Genomic DNA, 23,316 nt, shown 5'->3' on the forward strand with positions numbered 1-23,316 from the left:
AATCGAGCGACATGGATTCCGTGAACGCGACCAGCCGCGAAGCTTTGGAATCGAGCATTGCGTCGGCGACGCAAGGCGTCCTCGGCTTCCAGCAAGCCGACGGCCATTGGGTGTTCGAGCTCGAGGCCGACTGCACGATTCCGGCCGAATACGTTCTCCTGCGCCATTATCTCGCCGAGCCGGTCGACATCGTGCTCGAGGCCAAGATCGCCAACTATCTGCGCCGCGTGCAGGGCGCCCATGGCGGCTGGCCGCTGGTGCATGACGGCGAGTTCGACATGAGCGCCAGCGTGAAGGCGTACTTCGCGCTCAAGATGATCGGCGACTCCGTCGACGCCCCGCATATGGTGCGGGCGCGCGAGGCGATCCACGCCCGCGGCGGCGCGATCAACAGCAACGTCTTCACCCGCTTCCTGCTCGCAACCTTCGGTGTCGTGACCTGGCGCGCGGTGCCGGTGCTGCCGATCGAGATCGTGCTGCTGCCGTTCTGGTCGCCGTTCCATCTCAACAAGATCTCCTACTGGGCGCGCACCACCATGGTGCCGCTGATGGTGATCGCCGCGCTGAAGCCGCGCGCGAGGAATCCGAAGGGCGTCGGCATCGACGAATTGTTCCTGCAGGATCCGCGCTCGATCGGCATGACCGCGAAGGCGCCGCATCAGAGCATGGCCTGGTTTCTGCTGTTCCGCTCGCTCGATGCGATTCTGCGCGTGATCGAGCCGCTGTTTCCGAAGAGCCTGCGCAAGCGCGCGATCGACGCCGCGCTCGCCTTCACCGAGGAGCGGCTCAACGGCGAGGACGGCATGGGCGCGATCTATCCGCCGATGGCCAACATCGTCATGATGTACGACGCGCTCGGCAAGGACGAGAATTTCCCGCCGCGCGCGATCACGCGCCGCGGCATCGACAAGCTGCTCGTGATCGGCGACGACGAAGCCTATTGCCAGCCCTGCGTCTCGCCGGTGTGGGACACGACGCTGACCGCACACGCGCTGCTGGAAGCCGGCGGCGACAAGGCGGTGCCTGCGGCCAAGCAGGGCCTCGACTGGCTGATCCCCAGGCAGGAGCTCGAGGTGAAGGGCGACTGGGCGGCGAAGCGGCCCGACGTGCGTCCGGGCGGCTGGGCCTTCCAGTACAACAATGCCCATTACCCCGATCTCGACGACACCGCCGTGGTGGTGATGTCGATGGACCGCATGCGCCGGGAGCACGGTGCGACCGGCTATGATGCCGCGATCGCCCGCGGGCGGGAGTGGATCGAGGGCATGCAGAGCGACGACGGCGGCTGGGCCGCCTTCGACGTCAACAACCTCGAATATTACCTCAACAACATCCCGTTCTCGGACCATGGCGCGCTGCTCGATCCGCCGACCGAGGACGTCACCGCGCGCTGCATCTCGATGCTGGCCCAGCTGGGCGAGACCGAGAAGACCAGCAAGCACGTCGCCGACGGCGTCGCCTATCTGCGCAAGACCCAGCACCCGGAGGGGTCCTGGTACGGCCGCTGGGGCATGAACTTCATCTATGGAACCTGGTCGGTGCTCTGCGCCCTCAACATGGCCGGCGTCCGCCACGACGACCCCATGATCCGGAAAGCCGCCGACTGGCTGGCCTCGATCCAGAACGACGACGGCGGCTGGGGCGAGGACGCCGTCAGCTACCGGCTCGATTACAAGGGCTGGGAAGCCGCCCCCTCGACCGCCTCGCAAACGGCATGGGCCTTGCTTGCCCTGATGGCGGCCGGCGAGGTTGATCACCCCGCCGTCGCCCGGGGGGTGGAGTACCTGATTGCAACACAGAACGAAAAAGGACTGTGGGACGAGCAGCGGTACACCGCCACAGGCTTCCCCCGCGTGTTCTATCTACGGTATCATGGTTACCCAAAGTTCTTTCCGCTGTGGGCGTTGGCGCGGTATCGGAACTTGCGGAACACCAACAGCAGGGTGGTAGGGGTCGGAATGTGACTTTGGGGACGGGGGACTATATTACCGTGGGTAATGCCATCGACCCGCGGCCGATACTGATCGTGACCGGACTGGTGCAGGAGGCCCGTATTGCGGCCGGCCCTGGCATGGCGGTCATCTGTTCATCCAGCAGCCCGGCCCAGTTGCGGGCGCTGCTGACGGTGGTGGATCCCGAGACGATTCGCGGCGTGATCTCGTTCGGCGTGGCCGGCGGGCTCGACCCGACGCTGCGCTCCGGCGACGTCGTGCTGGCGACCGAGGTGCTCTCCGGCGACACCCGCTGGGCGGCCGGCCTGTCGCTCGGCGACGACCTGATCGAGCGCCTGACCTCGGGGCGCCGCCGTGTGGTGCGCGGCAGCCTCGCCGGCGCCGAGGAAGTGGTCACGAAGCGGTCCTGCAAGGCGGCACTGCACTCCGAGACCGGAGCCGCGGCCGTCGACATGGAAAGCCACATCGCCGCCGCCTACGCCGCCGAGGCCGGGCTGCCCTTCGCCGCGGTCCGCGTCATCAGCGACCCCGCCCATCGCGCGCTGCCGGCGCTCGCCCGCGCCGCGATCAAGCCGAACGGCCAGATCGACCTCGCCGCCGTGCTGCGCGGCATCGTGCGCAATCCGGCAACGCTCCACGCGCTGGTCTCGACCGGCATCGACTTCAACCGTGCGCTGCGGTCTTTGCGCGGCTGCCGCGACTATCTGATCGGCACCGAGCTGATCGACAGCGAGGCGCTGGTGTCGAAGGCGGCCTGAGCGCATAGTCGCGTCGAAATCGAAGAAGAGGCCCGGTCGCGAAAGCGATCGGGCTTTTTTCGTTGGGCGTTGGATAGGTTTCGCCCTTGCGAAACCCATCGCGTCCTAATCACGTCGTAATCTGACCAATTGCCCACCCAATCGGCTGGAGGTTGATGGGGGAAGCTCTGCTCCTCCTGAGCGATGGAAGGTGACCCACCGCACGCGATAAATGAGTATGAGACCAGCGCGACAACCATTGCTCGCACGGCAAGATCCCGACCAGCTTGAGCTAGTCTCCCTCCACCTGAGCAAATCGGGAGATGTATTGTTTCCTGCACATGCGCGACGGGAAGGGACAGAGCATTCGGCAATCGGATAAACTGGAAATTGCCGAACTTGAAGACCTTGGCGACGTGGGGCAGGGCAGCCTCCTGTAAACACTCACGGGAATATACGGCTTCAGGTCGAAGCACGCGAGATCGCTTATTCTGCATCCTTTGCTCCTTCGTGTGGTCGGGGCGGAGGCAATGAGACGACCGCCATCTTCGACCGACGGCTAGCGGCGCGGCAAGCAGTTGGTCAAAATGACCCGTCGGGCAAAACACCCCCAACCCCCGTCAATCCCTCCTCGCAAAAATATTCCACTTTCCCGAATTTCGGATTTATGGCATAGAGCGCTCATCCCGGCCCTCCCAGAGGGCGCTTCGCGATCGTCACGAGATGCGGGTCGGGGTGCGGTGGACGCGGCAGCGCCGGCGCGAAAGCGATGACAGGGCGGACAACCGTGAGTCATGCGCGACGCGATACGACACGGCGCCGTAACAGCGGCCGCGCTGGATATCGGGGGCGAGCACACGCGAGTGTCCGATGCTTTCGGCGAGGCTGTCCGCGGACGGAGAAGTCGTGTGGTCCCGACGCCCGGGGTTCTGGCGTCAAGGCTCGCGGTGATGTGGCTGCCGACCGGCGGCACATCGATCAGCCGTGAGGCGACGGGGGCAATAGTGCAACGCTCCCCGAGGAGAGCACGAAGGACACCGTTAAAACCATCCGCGCAGGGAAGGCCGGGCGACCGGCAACACCTGTAGTCCACCCCGTGTGCGTTTTCGATGCACGCGGACCGCGGGTGCCGCCGGCGCCCGGCCTTCCCTGCGCCCTCTGGTCCAGTTGAGGGCGGCAACGATCAGCAAGACTCGGGCGAAATGCGCCGCGGGAATGCGAAGGCGCGTCTGCGATGGAGAGCGTTCATGGAGAAAGCGGGCCACTGCCGCACACTCCGTCATTGCGAGCGCAGCGAAGCAATCCAGACTGCCTCCGCGGAACGATTCTGGATTGCTTCGCTGCGCTCGCAATTGTGCATGTTCACTAATTCGCTGATTGGATCGCTCCAGCGGAGGAACGATCCGATGCGAGACAACAGCTATGACCGAACGGTTGAACGCAACTATCTGCACAAGTGGCGCTTTCTGATTTCGGAGTATGAGGCGGTGAAGGCTGGCCGATCGCCGCTGTTCGAGCGGGTCGGCGACTTCTACCGGCACCACGGGACCTGCTCGCAGACGTTCCGCAAGTATTACAATCGCTATCTGCAGAGCGGCGAGGACGCGGATCTGCTGCCGCGGCGGCGCGGCCCGAAGTGGCGGGAACGGCGCGAGCCGGAAGGGATCGAGGCGGAGATCGTCGCCCATCGCAAGCGGGGGATGAACCGTTATGAGATTCATGCCGTCTTGCGCGAAACGCGCGACACGGTACCTTCGCCGATCACGATCTACCGGGTGCTGAAACGCTACCGCCTGAACCGCCGCACGCCGGCGATGCGTGAGGAGAAACGCCGTATTATCAAGGACAAGCTCGGGGAGCTGGGCCACGTCGATCTGCATCAATTGCCGCGCGATATGTTCCTCGCGCCACCCCCGGTCACGGCCTACATCATCAGCCTGATCGACAGCTGCTCGCGTCTGGCCTGGGCCGAGGTCCTGACATCCAAGAAGGCGCTGCCGGTCATGTTCAAGACCCTGAAGATGATCAACACCCTCAACGTCACCTATGGGCTCGTCTTCCAGGAAATCCTGTCCGACAACGGCGCCGAGTTCGCCGCCCGCACCAAGCCGGGCGAGCATCCGTTCGAGGCCATGCTGCTCGAGCTCGGCATCAAACACCGCTACACCAGGCCCTATCGGCCGCAGACCAACGGCAAGGTCGAACGCTTCTGGCGTACCCTCGATGACGACGTCATCGACGGCGCGACCTTCGACAACCTCGACCACTTCGCCAATGAACTGTTCGAGTACCTCGTCTACTACAACAACCACAGACCCCATCAGGCCTTGGCGGGACAAACTCCCAAGACCTTTGCCGCGACCAAGACCACCGCGATCCAATCAGCGAATTATTGAACATCGACAGCAATGACGGCGAGGGAGGGTGACCCGATCTCCTCTCGTGCCCCGGACGCAGCGCAGCGTCCCTTCGACGGTGCGCTGCAGAGGCGGGGCCCATGCATCGACACGGCACGCGGCTGCTGGGTCCCGGCTCTGCGCAGCAGCGCTATAGAAGCGCTGCAACGCGTCCGGGACGCGGGCCGCCGGCACAACGGCCCACAAAGACAAAGGCCCGGTCGCGATCGCGGCCGGGCCTTCGTGGTGAGATTTGATCGTGCGCGCTTTACGCCGCGGTCGAAGCCTTCTGCGCGGCCTTTGCGGCAGCAGCCTCGGCCTCGTCCTTGCGGATCTCCGACAGGCGCTTCTGCACTTCGGCCGAGAAGATGTACTGCGCCGGGCGCTGCTTGGACATGTCGATCTCCGGCGCCATCGGACCGGAGGTCCTGATGCCGCGCAGCGACACCCACATCGCCTTGATCGGGTTGTTCAGGGCAGCGGTGGCCGCCGTCGGCTCGTAGCCGCAATGGGCCATACAGTCGGCGCACTTCTCGTACTTTCCGGTGCCGTAGGTCTCCCAGTCGGTGGTGTCCATCAGCTCCTTGAAGGTCTTCGCGTAGCCTTCACCGAGCAGATAGCAGGGCTTCTGCCAGCCGAAGATGTTGCGCGCGGGCATGCCCCACGGCGTGCACTCGTATTCCTGGTTGCCGGCAAGGAAGTCCAGGAACAGGCCGGAATGCATGAAGTTCCACTTCTTGCCCTTGCCCATCGCGAAGACGTCGCGGAACAGCTTCTTGGTCTTGGTGCGGTTGAGGAAGTGCTCCTGGTCCGGCGCGCGCTCATAGGCATAGCCTGGCGACATCGAGACGCCAACGCCGAGCTCGACGGTGAGGTCGAGGAATTTCGCGATCTCCTCGGCCGGATGGCCGTCGAAGATGGTGGCGTTGACGTTGACGGTGAAGCCGCGCGCCTTGGCCGCCTTGATCGCGGAGACGGCGCGGTCGAACACGCCCTTCTGCGACACGGCCTTGTCGTGATGGTCCTTCAGGCCGTCGAGATGCACCGAGAAGAACAAGTACGGGGAGGGCTCGAACAGGTCGAGCTTCTTCTCGAGCAGCAGCGCGTTGGTGCAGAGCGAGACGAACTTCTTGCGCGCGACGAGGCCGCGCACGATCTCGCCGATCTCCTTGTGGATCAGCGGCTCGCCGCCGGGAATGGCGACCATCGGCGCGCCGCATTCGTCGGCGGCGTCCCAGCACTCCTGCGCCGTCATGCGGCGGTTCAGGATCGCGTCGGGATAATCGATCTTGCCGCAGCCGACGCAGGCGAGGTTGCAGCGGAACAGCGGCTCCAGCATCAGCACGAGCGGATAGCGTTTGCGGCCAAGCAGTTTCTGCTTGAGCAAATAGCCGCCGATACGCATTTCCTTGAAGAAGGGGATTGCCATTACACGTTTCTTTCTGGGCTTGAAATTCGGGTGGGTCAGCTCGCGGCCAGTTGGGCCGGAAGCCGGAATTCGATGTTTTCCTCGCGACCGGGGAGCACCTGGACCTTGACCGGTCCGATCCGCCGCATCGCTTCGATCACGTCATCCACGAGTACCTCAGGCGCCGAAGCGCCGGCCGTGACGCCGACAGTCCTGGCATCTTTCAACCACTCCGGATTGAGCTCGCTGCCGTCGGCAATCAAATAACTCGCGACGCCGGCTTCAGTGCCGATTTCGCGGAGCCGGTTCGAGTTCGAGCTGTTGGCAGCGCCCACCACCAAGATCACGTCGACCAGCTTGCTCAAGTCCCTTACCGCAGATTGGCGGTTCTGTGTCGCATAGCAGATATCCCGGATATCCGGGCCTTGAATATCTGTAAAGCGGGCCTGGAGGGCCGCAATGATGTCCCTGGTGTCGTCGACCGACAGGGTGGTCTGGGTGATGTAGGCCACTGGGCTATCCGCCGGCAGGCTCAGGGCCCTAACCTCTTCAACGCTTTGAACAAGGAGCACCGGTCCGGGAACCTGGCCCATCGTGCCCTCGACCTCGGGGTGGCCGGCATGGCCGATCAGGATCAGGGTGCGCCCCTTGGTGATGTACCGCTTCCCCTGATTGTGAACTTTCGTGACCAGCGGGCAGGTAGCATTGAGCACCGGAAGGTCGCGCGCGGCGGCCTCCTCCTCGACGCTCCGGGCGACGCCATGGGCGCTGAAGACCGTGACCGATTTCGGCGGAACCTCGGACAGTTCCTCGACGAAAATGGCGCCCTTGTTCTTCAGGCTCTCGACCACGTATTTGTTGTGCACGATCTCATGGCGCACGTAGACGGGCGGGCCGTATTTCTCCAGGGCCCGTTCCACGATCTCGATCGCACGCACCACGCCCGCACAGAAGCCGCGCGGCTGCGCCAGATAAACTTCCATAGGACGCCCATCACGCAAGTTGCACCAATCCGCTTCTCTGTCCCCAGCGGCACCCCGATCCTGACCAACGGGTTGCAAGTAACGCACCATTGGCCTCGCGCACGCGGTAACCGCCCACCCCAAACCGGGCCCCGGCGCATGGAGGCACACTTTGTGTCAAAAAATCGGCAGAAAGGAAAGCTCAGATGAAACTATGGTTCCCTGCCGGCCGAATTTCGCGGTACCATAGTATAGGGATGGCCCTGAGCAAAATGGCGACATTTGTGCTCACCCCTTCGTCACTTTCCCGCCTCAACTCCACGGCTATACCGACCGCCCCGCATGATTTGGCCACGGTCTCCCGCCGTTTACCTCGAACCTTCTTGCGGCGAGAACCAGCCAAAACAGCAATAGGTTTCGCCCGGGAACTCCGATAAACAGCGGGCGTTTCCGGCAAGCTATTAACCGCAGAAAGAAAAGAAGTGCTGCAAAGCGTAGTCGTTGCCATCGTCAGGGCCTGCACCCGATTTGCCTCCCTCGTCGTCATTCTCGGGCTCCTGCTGTCGGTTGCCGCGGGCTATTACGCTGCGCGCCATTTCGCCATCAACACCGACATCAATTCGCTGATTGCCCAAAATCTCGACTGGCGGCAGCGCGACCAGCAGTTCGACCGCGCCTTCGACCGCGATGCGACGATTCTGGCAGTCATCGAGGCCAGGACGCCGGAGATGACGACCGCGGCGGCCGATGCGCTTTATGCCAGGCTGAGGGACGACAAGACCAACTTCCAGTCGATGCAGCAGCTCGGCACCGGCGAGTTCTTCGAGAAGAACGGCCTGTTGTTCCTGCCGACCGAGGAGGTCGCCAAGATCACCGGCGAGTTCGAATCGGCAGCGCCCCTGATCGAGATCATGGCGGGCGATCCCTCGATTCGCGGCCTGACCGGCGCGCTGGAGACCGGACTTGCCGGCGTCAAGCGCGGCCAGGTCAAGCTCGACAACACCGCGCGGCCGTTCAACCAGATCGCGCAGACCGTCGAGACCGTGCTCAACAAGGGCAATGCGAGCTTCTCCTGGCGCGAGCTCGTCAGCGACGAGCCGCTGAAGGACTCCGACAAGCGCGCCTTCATCGAGTTCAAGCCGATCCTCGATTACAACGCGCTGGAGCCCGGCAAGGGCGCCACCGACGCGATCCGGAAAGCGGCGGCGGATCTGGATTTCCCGACCAAATTTCAGGCGCGGGTGCGCCTGACCGGTCCGGTCCCGATCGCGAACGAGGAATACGCCACCGTTCAGGAAGGTGCCGTCGTCAACGGCGTCGGCACCGTCCTCGTCGTGCTGCTCATCCTGTGGCTGGCGCTGCATTCGGCGAAGATCATCTTCGCCGTGTTCGTCAATCTGTTCGTCGGGCTCGCGATCACGACCGCGGCCGGTCTGATGATGGTCGGCTCGCTCAACCTCCTGTCGATCGCGTTCGCGGTGCTGTTCGTCGGCCTCGGCGTGGATTTCGGCATCCAGTACAGCGTCCGTTACCGCTCCGAACGCTACAAGCACAACGATCTCTCGGGCGCGCTGGTGCTGGCCGCGAAACGCTCGGCGGTGCCGCTGTCGCTGGCGGCGATGGCGACCGCGGCGGGCTTCCTCTGCTTCATGCCGACCGACTACAAGGGCATCTCGGAGCTCGGCCAGATCGCCGGCGTCGGCATGCTGGTGGCGTTCGTCTCCTCGATCACCGTGCTGCCGGCGCTGCTCAAGCTGCTGAATCCGCCCGGCGAGCAGGAGCCGGTCGGCTACGCCTTCCTGGCGCCGCTCGATCACTTTCTGGAGAAACACCGCGTGCTGGTCGTCGGAGGCACGCTGCTGCTCGCGCTCGCCGGCCTGCCGCTGCTCTACTTCATGAAGTTCGACTTCAACCCGATGAACCTGCGCAACCCGCGTGCCGAGTCGACCGCGACCTTCCTCGACCTGCGCAAGGATCCCAACACCGGCGCCAATGCCATCAACGTGATGACCACGTCGGAGGAGCAGGCAAGGCAGGTCGAGGCGAGGCTGGAGAAGGTGCCCGAGGTGCTCAGGGTGATGTCGCTGGACAGCTTCGTGCCCCAGGACCAGCAGCCGAAGCTGAAGCTGATCGCGCAGGGCGCCAAGGTGCTGAACCCCGCGCTCAACCCCGATCAGATCGATGCGGCGCCGACGGACCAGGAGAACGTCGAGTCGCTGAAATCCTCGGTCGACAATCTGCGCCGGACCGCCGGTGACGCGAAGGGCCCGGGCGCCGTCGCCTCGCGCCGGCTCGCGGATGCGCTCGAGAAGCTCGCCAATGGCGACGAGGCCACGCGCAACAAGGCGCAGGACGTGTTCGTCACGCCGATGAAGATCGTGTTCGACCAGCTCAGGAACGCGATGCAGGCAGGTCCCGTCACCCTGAGCTCACTGCCGCCCGATCTCGTCAGCGCCTGGAAGAGCAAGGACGGCATCATCCGCGTCGAGGCCCTGCCCAAGGGCGACCCCAACGACAACGACACGCTGCGCAAATTTGCGGCGGCGGTGCTCAAGGCCGAGCCGACCGCGATCGGCGGACCGGTCTCGATCCTCAAGTCCGGCGACACTGTGGTGAAGGCGTTCATCCACGCCGGCATCTATGCGCTGCTCGTGATCGGCCTGTTGCTGTGGATCACGCTGCGCCGGTTCGTGGACGTGCTGATGACGCTGGTGCCACTGCTGGTGGCGGGCGCCGTGACGCTCGAAATCTGCGTGTTGATCGGCCTGCCGCTCAACTTCGCCAACATCGTCGCGTTCCCGCTGCTGCTCGGCGTCGGCGTCGCGTTCAAGATCTATTATGTCGTGGCCTGGCGCTCCGGCAGAACAAACCTGCTTCAGACCAGCCTGACGCGTGCGATCTTCTTCAGCGCGCTGACGACGGCGACGGCGTTCGGCAGCCTGTGGCTGTCGAGCCATCCCGGCACGTCCAGCATGGGCAAGCTGCTGGCGCTATCGCTGGTGACGACACTCGCCGCCGTGTTGCTGTTCCAGCCGGCCCTAATGGGCAAGCCCCGCAATGTCAGGGAGTAGGCAGATGTCGCCGATGGGATCGGCGGCGCCTTTCTGACCGGGCTTGGTCGCAGCGGCCGTCTTCGCGGCCGGTGCGGGGGGTGTGGCGCCGGTCGTGGCTTGGGGCGCCTGGACTGCTTGCTGGGCTGCTTGTTGCGCTCCTTGGGCTTTCGGCGCCGCGCCAGTGGACTTCGGCGCGCCCTTGGCCATGGCGTTGGCGGGGCTCAAGGGGATCGGCGGCCCGACCCGGGTCCAGGTCTCGCCGCCACAGAGGAAGCCCATCACGCAGCCCTTGATTTCGAGCTGGTCGGTGCCGACAGGTGTGATGGTCGCGCTGTAGGTCTGGCCGTCTTGCGCGTTATAGACCTGTCCCTCCCACTGATCGGCGCCGGGCTTCTTCTTCATGTCGATCAGGGTCGGCATGCCCAGCGTCGGCCTGTTCTTTTTCGAGACATCCGGGTTGTTTTCGTCGCGACCGCCGGGCTTCTTTTCCCAGGAAACCGCGCCCCACATGTTGCCATTGCACTGGGCGACACGGATGTTGGCGACGCCGTCGGCGACCCGCCAGTCGCCGGTGGGATCGGCGGCGAGGGCAGGCGTCAGGCAGGCGTAACCGCCAGCCAGTATAATTCCGGTGTAAAGGGCCAAACGCATGAGTGTTCCTTGGCAGTGCAACATGATCTAAAAGCTGTGCTTGCGAAGATGGTCCGAAAAAGGGCAAAAGGCCGCACAGACCGTTTACAGTAACGGTCCGTTTTCCAGTTGACGAGACGGCCCTCAACCGAAGTATGTAGCGGATGCACAGTCCAAATCCAGACATGTCTCAGCTGTTCGCGGACCGGCAGGCCCAGCGCAGCGCCCTGCATAATCGGTATCTGAACGAGCAGTTCGTTCGGGTTCTCAAGACTATCGGCTACGATGTCGGCTTCCAGAAGGGGCAGGGGCAGTACCTCTACGACCGCGACGGGGCGCGCTATCTCGACCTGTTGTCCGGCTTTGGCGTGTTTGCGATCGGGCGCAATCATCCGGTCATGCGCGAGGCGCTCAAGAGCGTGCTCGATGCCGACCTGCCCAACCTCGTCCAGTTCGACGTCTCGACGCTCGCCGGCGTGCTGGCCGAGCGCCTGCTGAAATACGTTCCCTATCTCGACAAGGCGTTCTTTGCCAATTCCGGCGCGGAATGCGTCGAGGCCGCGATCAAGTTCGCGCGCGGCGCGACGGGGCGTCCCGGCATCGTCTATTGCGCCCACGGCTACCACGGCCTGACCTATGGCGCGCTGTCGCTGACGGGTGATTCGAACTTCCGCACCGGTTTCGAGCCGCTGCTGCCGGGCTGCACCCCGGTCCCGTTCAACGATCTGGCCGCGCTCGAAAAGGCGCTGGCCTCGCGCGAGGTCGCCGCGTTCATCGTCGAGCCGATTCAGGGCAAGGGCGTCAACATGCCCACCGACGAGTTCCTGCCCGGCGCGGCTGCGCTCTGCAAGAAATACGGCACGCTGTTCGTCGCCGACGAGATCCAGACCGGCATGGGCCGCACCGGCCGCTTCCTCGCGGTCGAGCACTGGAACGTCGAGCCCGACATGGTGCTGCTGTCGAAGTCGCTCTCGGGCGGCCACGTGCCCGTTGGCGCGGTGCTGACGCGCAAGAGCATCTTCGACAAGATCTTCAACCAGATGGACCGCGCGGTCGTGCACGGCTCCACCTTCTCCAAGAATGACCTCGCCATGGCGGCGGGCATCGCCACGCTCGACGTCATGGAGTCCGAGAAGCTGATCGAGGCCGCGGCCAAGCGCGGCGCCGAGCTGCGCCTGGCGCTGACGCGCATGGTGCCCGGCTACGAGTTGTTGAAGGAAGTCCGCGGCAAGGGCCTGATGATCGGCATCGAGTTCGGCCCGCCGAAATCGCTGCGCCTGCGGGCTTCGTGGAACGTGCTGGAGGCGGCCAACAAGGGCCTGTTCTGCCAGCTCATCACCGTGCCGCTGTTCAAGGACCACAAGATCCTCACGCAGGTCGCCGGCCACGGCAGCCACACCATCAAGCTGCTGCCGCCGCTCACCATCACCGAGGAAGACTGCAGCTGGATCGAGCGCGCCTTCGACGACGTCATCGCCGGCAGCCACAAGGTCCCCGGTGCGATCTGGTCGCTCGGCAAGACGCTGGTGGACAACGCGGTGCGGCGCTCGGCGTAAGGCCGGTCGCCCTCGGCTGTCGTCCTGGCGAAGGCCAGGACCCATACCGCGTGATCTCTCAATAGAGCTTGGGGCTAATACCACGCGAATAGCTTCGTTCGGTGGCAATGGATCCTGGCTTTCGCCAGGATGACCACGTGGGAGCATTGCGCTCTAGCAACATCGCGCGTTGATGTTGCGACCGTTACCCCTCCACATTCGCCTTCATCGCCGCCTCGAACTTGTCGACGAATTCGGCGAGCTCGTCGGCGCCGAGATCGCTGACGGCCCAGAAGTTCAGGCCGCGGCCGCCCCAGCGGCGGCAGTTGAAGCCCTGCATGGTCTGGGTCTTCGGCGGCCGGTGCTCGGTGCTCGCGGTTTGCGACACGAACAAATTGATCACGTGTTGCCGGCGCCGGTAGACCACGGCGCCGATGGCGCGGGCGTCGATATAGTCCAGCCGGCCGCCGACCAGCGTAAAACCTTGCGCGGTGAGGTCGATCACGGGCGGAGCGACGTCGAGCTTGCCGTTGAACCAGGGCTTGACGGTGTGCTGGTCGGTCGAGACCACGTCGGTGAGGTGGCCGGCCTGGAGCGAGCGCAGATGGGCGGAGACGACCTCCGACAGGATGCGCTGCTGGTCGTCCTGGCGCAGCACCACGGCGACGATTCCGGAGGCGGCGAGCGCGGAGACGGCCGAGCCCATCGCAAAGCCGCGCAGCACCGAGCGGCGCGTCGGCTGCTGGCGCTGCGGCTGCGGCAGCGAGGCTTCGATGCGAGCGCGCAGGCTTGCAGGCGCGGTGTAGCGCAGATTGGTGTCGGCGAGCGCGCGCTGCATCTCGCGCTGTGCCGCAAGCTCGGCGGCGCAGGCCGGGCAGCCCGCGATATGGGCTTCGACCTCGCGCGCATGGCCGGCGTCCAGCTCGTTGTCGAGCAACGCGTGAAGCAGGATCCTTGCTTCGTCGCAGGTCATTTCGCTTGCTCCTCTTCCGCCGTCCAGGCTGCGCGCAGCATGGCGCGGGCGCGGGCGAGGCGGGACATCACGGTGCCGATGGGGGCGCCGACGGCCTCGGCGATTTCACGGTAGGACAGGTTGTTGATCTCGCGCAGCACGAATGTTTCCTTGAACGGTTCGGCGAGCGCGTCGATCAGCTTGCGGATCGCGCCGGCATCGCGGCTGCGCAGCACTTCGGTCTCGGGGCTCGCCTCGGTCTCCTGCCAGAGCGGCGTCTGCTCCTCGGCGCCTGGCGTGTCATCGATTGCGCTGGGCCGATGCGCGCGCCTTGCGTATTCTGCGTTGCAGACATTGCGCAGGATCGCGAACAGCCAGGGCTTCATCGCCGGCCCCCGGTAGCTGTCGAAATGCTTCAGTGCGCGCAGATAGCACTCCTGCACCGCATCCTCGGCGTCGGAGGCATCGCGCAGCAGATAGCGTGCGAGCGTGTAGACGTCGTCGAGATAGGGCAGCGCCGCCTCGCGGAAGCGCTGTGCCTTCTGCACATCGTCTGTGACGGGCATCGCTCCTCGCTTTGCCTCTGGTTCTTCTTTTGCCGTGACCGCGGGCGCGTGCGCCCGGCCGGCGTGGGACCACCGGCCGGGCAGGACGTTGATGCCTTGGTTCGAGTTATGACTCAACCTTGATCATCCCCGTCATGTGCGGATGCAGCGAACAAAAGTATTTGTAGTCGCCCGCGTTGGTGAAGGTGAAGGAGAACTTGTCGTCGGTATCCAGGGTCTTGGACCTGAACTTGCCGGCCGACACCACGGTGTGCGGGATGTCGTCCCGGTTGGTCCAGGTCACGGTGGTGCCGACCTTGATCTTGAGCTCGGCGGGCTGGAACACGAAATTGTCGATGTGTACTTCCATGTCGTCGGCAGCGCGGGCTTTTGTTGCGGGCAGCAGGATGGCCGCGGCCAAAGCGAGACCGAAATCGACACCGAAGTCGCGGCGATTGAGAGTTTTCATTGTCAGCTTCCGTTCAACCTTAGCCTTGCAGCGGCGTGTCGATGATCGCGAGCCGCTGCTCGTTCTGCTTGAAGTTGATGCTGGCAACGCCGAGCATGGAGCGGAGTTTTGCGTTCTCGACCTTCATCGGGCCGGGCGAAGGCGCGGCTCCCGGCGCCGGCTGCGGGAAGGCGGTCGAGCGCGCGGTGTGGAAGGTGACGTTGCCTTCGACCTTCTGCATCACTTGGTGGATGTGTCCGTTCAGCACGGTGACCGAACCAAAACCCTTGACGTATTCCAGCGCGCGGCCGCCGTCCTCGGTGCCCCAGCCCCATTCGGGATAGACCGTCCAGAGCGGGATGTGGGCGAACAGCACGACCGGCGTCGATTTCGACTTGCCGCGCAGGTCGTCCTCGAGCCAGGCGAGCTGCTCGGCGCCGAGATTGCCGAGACCGCCAGCCTTGAGGTCGACGACGTTGACGAGGCCGACGAAGTGCACGCCGCCGGCGTCGAACGAGTACCAGCCGTGGCCCTTGGTGCCGCGGCCGTAGCGCTCGCGATAGAGCTTCACCTCCTCATCGATGAAGTCGTGCTCGCCGGGGACGTAGTGCACGTCGAGCTTGGTCTGCGAGATGATGCGCTCGGCATTGTCGAACTCGGCGGCTTTCGACAAATGGGTGATGTCGCCGGTGTGGATCATGAAGGAGGGTTTTGTCGGCATCGCGTTGATCTTGCCCACCGCTTCCTCCAGCGTACCGAGCGCATTGGGATTGGCCGGCTTGTCGAAACCGACATGGCTGTCGCTGATCTGGAGAAAGCTCATGCCGGGCGTGGCCGCGGTCGCAGCTTGCGCGGAATCGATGATGCCGAGCGAGCGCGGCACGCCGCCAGTGACGGTCCAGAGCACCCCGGTGCCGGCCCAGGTCATGCACTCCAGCACCTTGCGGCGGCTGATGCCGTCATCCCCGTGATCTTGTCCGCTCATCGCGCCTCTCCACGTCGCCCGGAATTGGGCTTCGGGGAGGTGATTGCGGGAGCGGGGGAGTTATTCCCGGATGCGATGACGTTTTCGTGAGGGGCTGTAGCCCGGATGGAGCGAAGCGTAATCCGGGGTCAGTGTTGCGGCGGCGTCCCGGATTGCGCTTCGCTCCATCCGGGCTACGGGTTCGTTTACTTCGCATCCTCCAAAATCATTGTCGCGCCTTTCTCCGCAATCATCGCCGTCGGCGTGTTGGTGTTGCCCGAGGTGATCGTCGGCATGATCGAGGCATCGACGATGCGCAATCCGCTGAGGCCGTAGAAGCACAGGCGCTCGTCGACCACGGCCATCGGGTCGTTCGCCGCGCCCATCTTTGCGGTGCCGACGGGATGGAAGATGGTGGTGCCGATATCGCCGGCGGCCTTCGCGAGCGAGGCCTCGTCGTCGCCGACGGAGGGGCCGGGCAGATATTCGCTGGGGCGATATTTTGCGAGCGCCTTCTGCTGCATCAGGCGTCGCGTGGTGCGGATGGCGTCGGCGGCGACCTGGCGGTCATCGTCGGTCGACAGGTAATTTGGCGCGATGATCGGCTTCTCGTCGGGCGTCGCCGCGCGCAAGCGAACAGTGCCACGGGAGGTCGGCTGCAGATTGCAGGCGCTGACCGTGATTGCGGGGAAGCGGTGCAAGGGATCGCCGAACTTGTCGAGCGACAGCGGCTGCACGTGAAACTGGATGTTGGCACGGGCGCGCGTCGCATCGGAGCGCGTGAAGATGCCGAGCTGCGACGGCGCCATGGTCAGGGGGCCGCGGCGGCGGAAGGCGTAGTCGAGCCCCATCAGGCCGCGGCGGAACAGATTGTAATAGGTCTCGTTCAGCGTGCGTACGCCTTCGACCTTGTAGATCGCGCGCTGCTGCAGATGATCCTGCAGATTGCGCCCCACACCCGGCTTGTCCATGACGATGTCGATGCCGAGCGGCGACAGCCAGTCAGCAGGCCCAATGCCGGAGCGATGCAGCACCTGCGCCGAGCCGATTGAGCCGGCCGAGAGGATCACCTCGCGTTTCGCACGCGCCTCGATGATTTCGCCGTTCTGGATGAAGCGCACGCCGACGGCGCGGCCCTGCTCGATGATGAGGCGGTCGACGAGCACGTGCTTCTCGAGCCGCAAATTGGGGCGGTTCAAAGCGGGCTTGAGGAAGCCGCGCGCCGAGGACCAGCGCCGGCCGCGCTTCTGGTTGACGTGGAAGTAGCTGGTGCCTTCGTTGTCGCCGGTGTTGAAATCCGGGATGCGCTTGATGCCCATCTCCTCGGCAGCGTCACCGACGGCGTCGAGAACGTCCCACGACAGCCGCGGCGCCTCGATGCGCCAGCCGCCGCCGGCGCCGTGATGCTCGCTGGCGCCGAGGAAGTGATCCTCCAGCCGCTTGAACAGCGGCAGCACGTCATCATAGCCCCAGCCGGTCATGCCGAGCTGGCGCCAGTGATCGTAGTCGGCGGCCTGGCCGCGCATCGAGATCATGGCGTTGATCGCCGAGCAACCGCCGATCACCTTGCCACGGGGATAGGCCAGCGCGCGGCCGTTCAGGCCGGGCTCGGCCTCGGTCTTGAACATCCAGTCCGAGCGCGGATTGCCGATCGCGAAGAGATAGCCGACGGGAATGTGGAACCAGATCCAGTTGTCGTCGCCGCCCGCTTCGAGGATGAGGACGCGGTTCCCGGAATTGGCCGACAGCCGGTTGGCGAGAATGCAGCCCGCCGTGCCCGCACCTACGACAATGTAGTCAAATTCACCTTCGAGCCGTCTCGGCATTCTGCTTCCACCCGGATGGTCACTTAACGTTCCGTCCTAATAGGCAGACCCGCCGGACCGGGACAAGCCCGGCCATGCCTGTTCGTCAGGGCCAGACCCCGATCCCAGGGAGTTGGGTGGACTGCCGCTTGCATGGTAGACAGTCCTGTATTCGCAACAAAGCTTGAGCCCCTCCATGCCCATCGTGAACCGTGTCGCCGACCTCCAACCCGATATTCAGGCCTGGCGCCGGGACATCCATGAGCATCCCGAGCTGCTGTACGACGTTCACCGCACCGCAGCATTCGTGGCGGACCGCCTGCGGGAGTTCGGCTGCGATGAGGTCGTGACCGGCCTTGGCCAGACCGGTGTGGTCGGCGTGATCAAGGGCAGCAAGCCGGCCGGCGAGGGGCTCAAGGTGATCGGCCTGCGCGCCGACATGGACGCGCTGCCGGTCGAGGAGCAGACCAACCTGCCTTACGCCTCCAAGAACCCGGGCAAGATGCACGCCTGCGGTCATGACGGCCACACCGCGATGCTGCTCGGGGCGGCCCGCTATCTCGCCGAGACCCGCAACTTCGCCGGCGATGCGATCGTGATCTTCCAGCCCGCCGAGGAGGGCGGGGCCGGCGGCGCAGCCATGGTCAAGGACGGCCTGATGGAACGCTTCGGCATCGAGCAGGTCTACGGCATGCACAACGGCCCGGGCATTCCGGTCGGCTCGTTCGCGATCCGGCCGGGCCCGATCATGGCGGCGACCGACGAGGTCGACATCATGATCGAGGGCCTCGGCGGCCATGCCGCTCGTCCGCATAAATGCATCGATTCCGTGCTGGTCGGTGCGCAGGTGATCACCGCGCTGCAGTCGATCGTCGCGCGCAGCGTCGATCCGCTGGAATCGGCCGTGATCTCGATCTGCGAATTCCATGCCGGCAACGCCCGCAACGTCATTCCGCAGACCGCGACGCTGAGGGGCACCATCCGCACGCTGTCGCCGGAGGTGCGCAAGCTGGTCGAGAAGCGCGTGCACGAGGTGGTGGCGGGCGTGGCGCAGATCACCGGTGCCAAGATCGACCTGCACTACAAGCGCAATTATCCCGTGGTGAACAACCACGCCGCGGAGACCGAGGTGGCGCGGCGCATTGCCAAGCAGGTCGCGGGCGAAGCCAACGTGCACGAGATGCCGCCGCTGATGGGCGGCGAGGATTTCGCCTATATGCTGGAAGCGCGCCCCGGCGCCTTCATCTTCTGCGGCAACGGCGACAGCGCCGGCCTGCATCACCCCGCCTACAATTTCAGCGACGAGGCGATCGTGTTCGGCACGTCGTACTGGGTCAAGCTGGTCGAGGAACAGCTCGCGGCGTCGTAGGGCCGGGCTGTTCGCACAAACGAAAAGGGCCCGTGCATTGCACGGGCCCTTTGTTTTTAAGTGATGTGATTGCTCAGAAGATCCGCGAGAAGATCACGTAGAGCGTGGCCGACAGCATGATCGCGCAGGGCAGCGTCAGCACCCAGGCCATCAGCAGATTGCGGATCGTCGACCATTGCAGGCCCGAACCGTTCGCGGCCATGGTGCCGGCGACACCCGACGACAGCACGTGGGTGGTCGAGACCGGCAGGCCGAACACGTCGGCGGCACCGATCGTGGCCGCGGCCACGAGCTCGGCGGAGGCGCCCTGCGCATAGGTGAGATGGCTCTTGCCGATCTTCTCACCGACGGTGATGACGATGCGCTTCCAGCCGACCATGGTGCCGAGGCCGAGCGCGATCGCCACCGCGATCTTCACCCAGGTCGGAATGAACTTGGTGGCGGAGTCGAGCGAGCCCTTGTAGGCGTTGAGGGTCGCGATCTCCTCCTTGTTGAGATCGTTCTCCTTGTCCTTCATCAAGAAGCGGATCGCTTCCGAGGTCATGTACATGTCGTTGCGGGTGTTGCCGACGGCTTCCGCCGGCACCTTGTTCAGCGAACCGTACTTGGCAACCTGGTCGCCGACGTCCTTCACCAGCACGGCGAGCGAAGGATAGGTGCCCTCATTGATGTGGCGCAGCGTGATGTACTGCGTCACCGCCGGACGGGGATCGCCGATGATGCTGTGGCCGGCGCCTTTCGCCGAGATCACCTTGGAGGCGGCCTCCGAGGTCTTCTGGAACTGGGCGACCTGGGATTCCGGCAGCGCGCGGTTGAGCGCGTAGGCGGTCGGCACGGTGCCGATCAGGATCAGCATGATCAGGCCCATGCCCTTCTGACCGTCGTTCGAGCCGTGCGCGAAGCTGACGCCGGTGCAGGTCGCGATCAGCAGGCCGCGAATCCAGAGCGGCGGCGCCTTGTGTCCTTCGGGAGCCGCATAGAGCGCCGGGTTGCGGACGATGAACTTGAGCAGCAGCAGCAGCACGGCGGCGCAGATGAAGCCGAACAGCGGCGACAGCAGCAGCGCGTAGCCGATCTCTGTTGCCTTGGTCCAGTCCACGCCCGATGTGCCGTCGCGGCCGCGCATGACGGCGTTGGCGATGCCGACGCCGATGATCGAGCCGATCAGCGTGTGCGAGGAGGAGGCGGGCAGGCCGAAGAACCAGGTGCCGAGATTCCACAGGATCGCCGCGATCAGCAGCGCGAACACCATCGCGAAACCGGCGCTGGAGCCGACCTGTAGGATCAGCTCGACCGGCAGCAGCGAGACGATGCCGAAGGCGACGGCGCCGGAGGACAGGAGCACGCCGAGGAAGTTGAAGAAGCCCGACCACATCACGGCGACTTCGGCCGGGAGCGAGTGGGTGTAGATCACGGTGGCCACCGCGTTGGCGGTGTCGTGGAAGCCGTTGACGAATTCGAAGCCGAGCGCAATCAGGAGCGCGACGAACAGCAGGATGTAGGGCAGGAAGGTCGTCACCCGCGCGCCGGTCGCGTTGACGTCGATATAGATGCTGTAGGCGACGAACAGCAGGCCCGCGGCGAGGATGCCGAAGAACAGGATCATTGTCAGCGGGTTGAAGCCCTTGTCGAGATTGGGCCGCGAGGCCGGCTGGACAGGCGTTGGATCGCCTATCGCGCGGTCGAATGCTACGTCAGTCATGATTGGACGCCCCTTAACTTTTTGGAAGGGCTATTGTCGGCGATGGATTTGAAGGCTGGATGACAACCGGAGCTTGAAAGCCGTTTGCCACCTGTATTTAGGCGGCGCGCGCGGCCTTCTTCTGCAAGCTGGCGGCGATCTTCAGGTCTTCGACAAAGCGCTGATATTCCAGCACCTTGGCCTCCGGGTCGGGCAGCCGAAGCAGATAGGACGGGTGCACCGTCACCAGCGCCTTGCGCCCGTCGGGAAGGTCGATGAGCCGGCCGCGGGTCTTGCCTATGGGAGTGATCTTGCCGAACACGCTCTGCGCGGCAGTGGCGCCCATCGCGACGATGAGGTCGGGCTGGATTGCCGAAACTTCCCGCTCATACCATTGCCGGCACGCCCGGATCTCCGGCGTGTTCGGCTTCTGGTGCAGGCGGATCTTTCCGCGTGGCACGAATTTGAAGTGCTTCACCGCGTTGGTGACATAGACCTTCTTGCGGTCGACGCCGGCCTCCTCCAGCGCGCGATCGAGCATCTGCCCGGCCGGGCCGACGAAGGGGTGGCCGGCGAGGTCTTCCTTGTCGCCGGGCTGCTCGCCGACCAGCATGATGTTGGCGTTCTTCGGGCCCTCGCCGAACACGGTCTGCGTCGCGTCCTTGTAGAGATGGCAGGCGCGGCATTGCGCGGCTTCCTCGCGGAGCGCTTCGAGATCGTCGGCAGCAGGCTTGCGTGTCATCGGAGCCTCCGTCCGCTTCTGAGGCTTGTGCGGATCGGTTGCGGCATTGGCGATCATGGCGCCGGTCATGCGCTCGGCATCCTCGATCAGGGGCTTAATGATCGAAGCCTCGGGCAGGTTCCTCCAGTATTTCTTCGGCATCTCCGTCTGCATCGCCTTCACCTTGAGCCGGGCCGGATTGAAGATGCTGGCGTAGTAACGCCGCCAGGTTTCCTCCAGCCGGTCTTCGCCCGGTGCCTCGCTCTTGCTGACGCCCGGCGTGAACGAGAGCGCGTGACCGTCCCAATGCGCGCAAAGATCCGGCGTCAGGATCGACCAGGGCATGTCGGCGAAGCGCTTGGCGAAGAATGGGGCTGCAAGCTCGACGATGTGGTGCTCCGGCTCGAACCAGGCGACGTAATGCGCTGCGCGTTCCCTTCCGATCTCGCGGAAGCGCACGAAGGCATGCATCTTGTGTTCGTCGCGATGGACGGCTCTTGCCATCGCCGTGACCTGCGTAACATCAGGATCGGTCGCGACCTCGATGAGGTCGTGATTGTCCTTCAGCCGGAATAGCAGGCGATAGAGCATCGCAAAGCGCTCGCCATCGCGATGCAGGATCGCGGCCTTGGCGAGCTCGACGAATTTTGCTGATACGTTGAAGGTGCCGTCGTTCACCTCGAGGATCGGAGACGGCGCGGGCGGTGCGAACAACTCCGCTTCGCCGCCTTTCACGGTCCAGGTGACATCGCTGGGCTGCACGTGGTGAAGCACGAGGCTGCGCGCGGCTTTGCGCCAGCCGTCGAAATCGGTTTCGGTGTCGAGGATGATGTACTGCATCAGAAGCCAAACCCCAGTTGCGTTGCTTTCGGCTTGAACCGCTCGATCAGCCCGGCAGCGTCGAGCCGATGCGGTGAGGGGCGGTGATCGCTGAGGACGATGAACGGCAGCGCCTTGTGCTTGGGCACGTGCAGCCGTGCGAGATCGGCGAGGCGGATCGTGGTGGTGCGCCGCGTTGCGATGATGCGTTCGACCGCCTTGGTGCCGAAGCCCGGCACGCGCAGCAGCTCCTCGCGGCTGGCGCGGTTGACGTCGAGCGGAAAGCGGTCGCGATGGCGCAGCGCCCAGGCGAGCTTTGGATCGATGTCGAGCGGCAGCATCGCGCTGTCGTCGACGATCTCGCCGACGTCAAAACCGTAGAACCGCATCAGCCAGTCGGCCTGGTAAAGCCGGTGCTCGCGCAGCAAGGGCGGCGCGCGCAGGGGGAGCGCGCGGCTCGCATCGGGGATCGGGCTGAACGCGGAGTAATAGACACGCCGCAACCGGTATGAGCCGTAGAGATTGGCGCTGGTGTGGAGAATGGTGTGATCGGAGGCCGTATCGGCGCCGACGATCATCTGGGTGCTCTGTCCGGCCGGCGCGAAGCGCTGCGGCTTTGCCTTCGTCTTCGCGTTGCGATCTTCCTCGGTTTCGTCGAGCTTCAGCCGCAGCCGGCCCATGGTGCGGCGGATCGCGCGGACATCCTTCTCCGGCGCGAATTGCTGCAGGCTCGTTTCCTCAGGCATCTCGATGTTGATGGAGAGACGATCGGCATATTTGCCGGCTTCCGCGATCAGGGCGTCGTCGGCCTCGGGAATGGTCTTGAGATGGATATAGCCGCGGAAGTGATGCTCCTCGCGCAGCTTTCGCGCGACGCTGACCACCTGCTCCATGGTGTAGTCGGGGCTGCGGATGATGCCGGAGGAGAGGAACAGGCCCTCGATGTAATTGCGCCGGTAGAAGTCGAGCGTCAGCTTGACCACCTCGTCGATGGTGAAGCGGGCGCGCGGCACGTTCGAGGAGGCGCGGTTGACGCAATAGAGGCAATCGTAATTGCAGGCGTTGGTCAGCAGCACCTTGAGCAGGGAGATGCAGCGTCCATCCGGCGCGTAGGAATGGCAGATGCCCATGCCCGGCGCAGTCGAGCCCATGCCCTTGCCGTCGCTGGAATCCCGCTTCTCGGTGCCGCTCGAGGCGCAGGACGCGTCGTATTTGGCTGCATCCGCCAGAATCTCCAGCTTGCGTTGTACGTCCATCCTGGAATCCCTTTGATTCAGCTCATGAATCCCTGGCCCGCCAATTCGGATTGACTCTCCGGCCGCCGTTAGCTTTATATTAG

General features: G+C 64.6%; 17 protein-coding genes. 6 read left to right on the plus strand and 11 right to left on the minus strand.

Features of this window, described 5'->3' with window-relative positions:
- Positions 1-11 precede the first annotated feature (11 nt).
- The 3 genes from shc (at position 12) to ACVJ19_RS22085 (ending at position 5,085) form a co-directional block, all read left to right on the plus strand.
- Positions 12-1,964 carry a squalene--hopene cyclase gene (shc, locus tag ACVJ19_RS22075; RefSeq protein ID WP_453951097.1) on the plus strand — a complete coding sequence of 651 codons (1,953 nt, stop codon included), beginning with the start codon at positions 12-14 and terminating at the stop codon, positions 1,962-1,964.
- The gene (locus ACVJ19_RS22080) at positions 1,961-2,710 is read left to right on the plus strand and encodes a phosphorylase (RefSeq protein ID WP_453951098.1); all 750 of its coding nucleotides are present in this window, start codon (positions 1,961-1,963) and stop codon (positions 2,708-2,710) included. Before shc ends, ACVJ19_RS22080 begins: the two co-directional genes overlap by 4 nt.
- A 1,385-nt stretch (positions 2,711-4,095) precedes the next feature.
- Complete coding sequence (locus ACVJ19_RS22085) at positions 4,096-5,085, plus strand: integrase core domain-containing protein (protein WP_453951099.1); 990 nt, start codon at positions 4,096-4,098, stop codon at positions 5,083-5,085.
- Between the two features lie 268 nt (positions 5,086-5,353).
- On the opposite strand, the gene hpnH is transcribed toward ACVJ19_RS22085, so the two are convergent.
- Both hpnH and ispH read right to left on the minus strand, forming a co-directional pair.
- Complete coding sequence (gene hpnH / locus ACVJ19_RS22090) at positions 5,354-6,514, minus strand: adenosyl-hopene transferase HpnH (protein ID WP_453951100.1); 1,161 nt, start codon at positions 6,512-6,514, stop codon at positions 5,354-5,356.
- 35 nt (positions 6,515-6,549) lie between these two features.
- Positions 6,550-7,476 (minus strand): 4-hydroxy-3-methylbut-2-enyl diphosphate reductase, encoded by a 927-nt coding sequence (gene ispH, locus ACVJ19_RS22095; RefSeq protein WP_453951101.1) that lies wholly within the window; start codon positions 7,474-7,476, stop codon positions 6,550-6,552.
- 461 nt (positions 7,477-7,937) lie between these two features.
- Between ispH and hpnN the strand changes: the two genes are divergently transcribed.
- Positions 7,938-10,526 carry a hopanoid transporter HpnN gene (gene hpnN, locus ACVJ19_RS22100; RefSeq protein WP_453951102.1) on the plus strand — a complete coding sequence of 863 codons (2,589 nt, stop codon included), beginning with the start codon at positions 7,938-7,940 and terminating at the stop codon, positions 10,524-10,526.
- On the opposite strand, the gene ACVJ19_RS22105 is transcribed toward hpnN, so the two are convergent.
- Positions 10,494-11,159 (minus strand): DUF2147 domain-containing protein, encoded by a 666-nt coding sequence (locus ACVJ19_RS22105; RefSeq protein ID WP_453951104.1) that lies wholly within the window; start codon positions 11,157-11,159, stop codon positions 10,494-10,496. The two genes, hpnN and ACVJ19_RS22105, sit on opposite strands and share 33 nt — an antisense overlap.
- Before the next feature lie 143 nt (positions 11,160-11,302).
- Between ACVJ19_RS22105 and hpnO the strand changes: the two genes are divergently transcribed.
- On the plus strand, positions 11,303-12,694 hold the full coding sequence (gene hpnO / locus ACVJ19_RS22110; protein WP_453951105.1) for an aminobacteriohopanetriol synthase HpnO: 1,392 nt from the start codon (positions 11,303-11,305) through the stop codon (positions 12,692-12,694).
- Between the two features lie 184 nt (positions 12,695-12,878).
- Here hpnO and ACVJ19_RS22115 read toward each other — a convergent pair whose 3' ends face one another.
- From ACVJ19_RS22115 to ACVJ19_RS22135, 5 genes are all read right to left on the minus strand, one after another.
- Positions 12,879-13,646 (minus strand): anti-sigma factor family protein, encoded by a 768-nt coding sequence (locus tag ACVJ19_RS22115; protein ID WP_453951106.1) that lies wholly within the window; start codon positions 13,644-13,646, stop codon positions 12,879-12,881.
- The gene (locus ACVJ19_RS22120; protein ID WP_453951107.1) at positions 13,643-14,191 is read right to left on the minus strand and encodes a sigma-70 family RNA polymerase sigma factor; all 549 of its coding nucleotides are present in this window, start codon (positions 14,189-14,191) and stop codon (positions 13,643-13,645) included. Before ACVJ19_RS22120 ends, ACVJ19_RS22115 begins: the two co-directional genes overlap by 4 nt.
- Positions 14,192-14,297: 106 nt before the next feature.
- Positions 14,298-14,639: a cupredoxin domain-containing protein gene (locus tag ACVJ19_RS22125; RefSeq protein WP_453951108.1), complete on the minus strand. Its 342-nt coding sequence runs from the start codon at positions 14,637-14,639 to the stop codon at positions 14,298-14,300.
- Between the two features lie 19 nt (positions 14,640-14,658).
- Entirely contained in the window at positions 14,659-15,603 is a 945-nt protein-coding gene (locus ACVJ19_RS22130) for a metallophosphoesterase family protein (RefSeq protein ID WP_453951109.1), read from the minus strand.
- 185 nt (positions 15,604-15,788) lie between these two features.
- Entirely contained in the window at positions 15,789-17,408 is a 1,620-nt protein-coding gene (locus ACVJ19_RS22135) for a GMC family oxidoreductase (RefSeq protein ID WP_453951110.1), read from the minus strand.
- 175 nt (positions 17,409-17,583) lie between these two features.
- Between ACVJ19_RS22135 and ACVJ19_RS22140 the strand changes: the two genes are divergently transcribed.
- Positions 17,584-18,756, plus strand: a complete 1,173-nt coding sequence (locus tag ACVJ19_RS22140) for a M20 aminoacylase family protein (RefSeq protein WP_453951111.1) — start codon at positions 17,584-17,586, stop codon at positions 18,754-18,756.
- 73 nt (positions 18,757-18,829) lie between these two features.
- Here ACVJ19_RS22140 and ACVJ19_RS22145 read toward each other — a convergent pair whose 3' ends face one another.
- The 3 genes from ACVJ19_RS22145 to ACVJ19_RS22155 form a co-directional block, all read right to left on the minus strand.
- Positions 18,830-20,458 (minus strand): inorganic phosphate transporter, encoded by a 1,629-nt coding sequence (locus tag ACVJ19_RS22145; protein ID WP_453951112.1) that lies wholly within the window; start codon positions 20,456-20,458, stop codon positions 18,830-18,832.
- Between the two features lie 97 nt (positions 20,459-20,555).
- Positions 20,556-21,998 (minus strand): UdgX family uracil-DNA binding protein, encoded by a 1,443-nt coding sequence (locus ACVJ19_RS22150; protein WP_453951113.1) that lies wholly within the window; start codon positions 21,996-21,998, stop codon positions 20,556-20,558.
- Positions 21,998-23,233, minus strand: a complete 1,236-nt coding sequence (locus tag ACVJ19_RS22155) for a putative DNA modification/repair radical SAM protein (RefSeq protein WP_453951114.1) — start codon at positions 23,231-23,233, stop codon at positions 21,998-22,000. The genes ACVJ19_RS22150 and ACVJ19_RS22155 overlap by 1 nt, the downstream gene beginning before the upstream one ends.
- Positions 23,234-23,316: the final 83 nt, after the last annotated feature.

It is taken from the genome of Bradyrhizobium sp. USDA 376 (genome assembly GCF_054063675.1).

Coding starts and splice junctions, on each gene's coding strand:
- shc (WP_453951097.1), top strand. CDS start 12: ATGGATTCCGTGAACGCGACCAGCCGCGAAGCTTTGGAATCGAGCATT.
- ACVJ19_RS22085 (WP_453951099.1), top strand. CDS start 4,096: ATGCGAGACAACAGCTATGACCGAACGGTTGAACGCAACTATCTGCAC.
- hpnH (WP_453951100.1), bottom strand. CDS start 6,514: ATGGCAATCCCCTTCTTCAAGGAAATGCGTATCGGCGGCTATTTGCTC.
- ispH (WP_453951101.1), bottom strand. CDS start 7,476: ATGGAAGTTTATCTGGCGCAGCCGCGCGGCTTCTGTGCGGGCGTGGTG.
- ACVJ19_RS22105 (WP_453951104.1), bottom strand. CDS start 11,159: ATGCGTTTGGCCCTTTACACCGGAATTATACTGGCTGGCGGTTACGCC.
- hpnO (WP_453951105.1), top strand. CDS start 11,303: ATGCACAGTCCAAATCCAGACATGTCTCAGCTGTTCGCGGACCGGCAG.
- ACVJ19_RS22115 (WP_453951106.1), bottom strand. CDS start 13,646: ATGACCTGCGACGAAGCAAGGATCCTGCTTCACGCGTTGCTCGACAAC.
- ACVJ19_RS22120 (WP_453951107.1), bottom strand. CDS start 14,191: ATGCCCGTCACAGACGATGTGCAGAAGGCACAGCGCTTCCGCGAGGCG.
- ACVJ19_RS22125 (WP_453951108.1), bottom strand. CDS start 14,639: ATGAAAACTCTCAATCGCCGCGACTTCGGTGTCGATTTCGGTCTCGCT.
- ACVJ19_RS22130 (WP_453951109.1), bottom strand. CDS start 15,603: ATGAGCGGACAAGATCACGGGGATGACGGCATCAGCCGCCGCAAGGTG.
- ACVJ19_RS22135 (WP_453951110.1), bottom strand. CDS start 17,408: ATGCCGAGACGGCTCGAAGGTGAATTTGACTACATTGTCGTAGGTGCG.
- ACVJ19_RS22140 (WP_453951111.1), top strand. CDS start 17,584: ATGCCCATCGTGAACCGTGTCGCCGACCTCCAACCCGATATTCAGGCC.
- ACVJ19_RS22145 (WP_453951112.1), bottom strand. CDS start 20,458: ATGACTGACGTAGCATTCGACCGCGCGATAGGCGATCCAACGCCTGTC.
- ACVJ19_RS22150 (WP_453951113.1), bottom strand. CDS start 21,998: ATGCAGTACATCATCCTCGACACCGAAACCGATTTCGACGGCTGGCGC.
- ACVJ19_RS22155 (WP_453951114.1), bottom strand. CDS start 23,233: ATGGACGTACAACGCAAGCTGGAGATTCTGGCGGATGCAGCCAAATAC.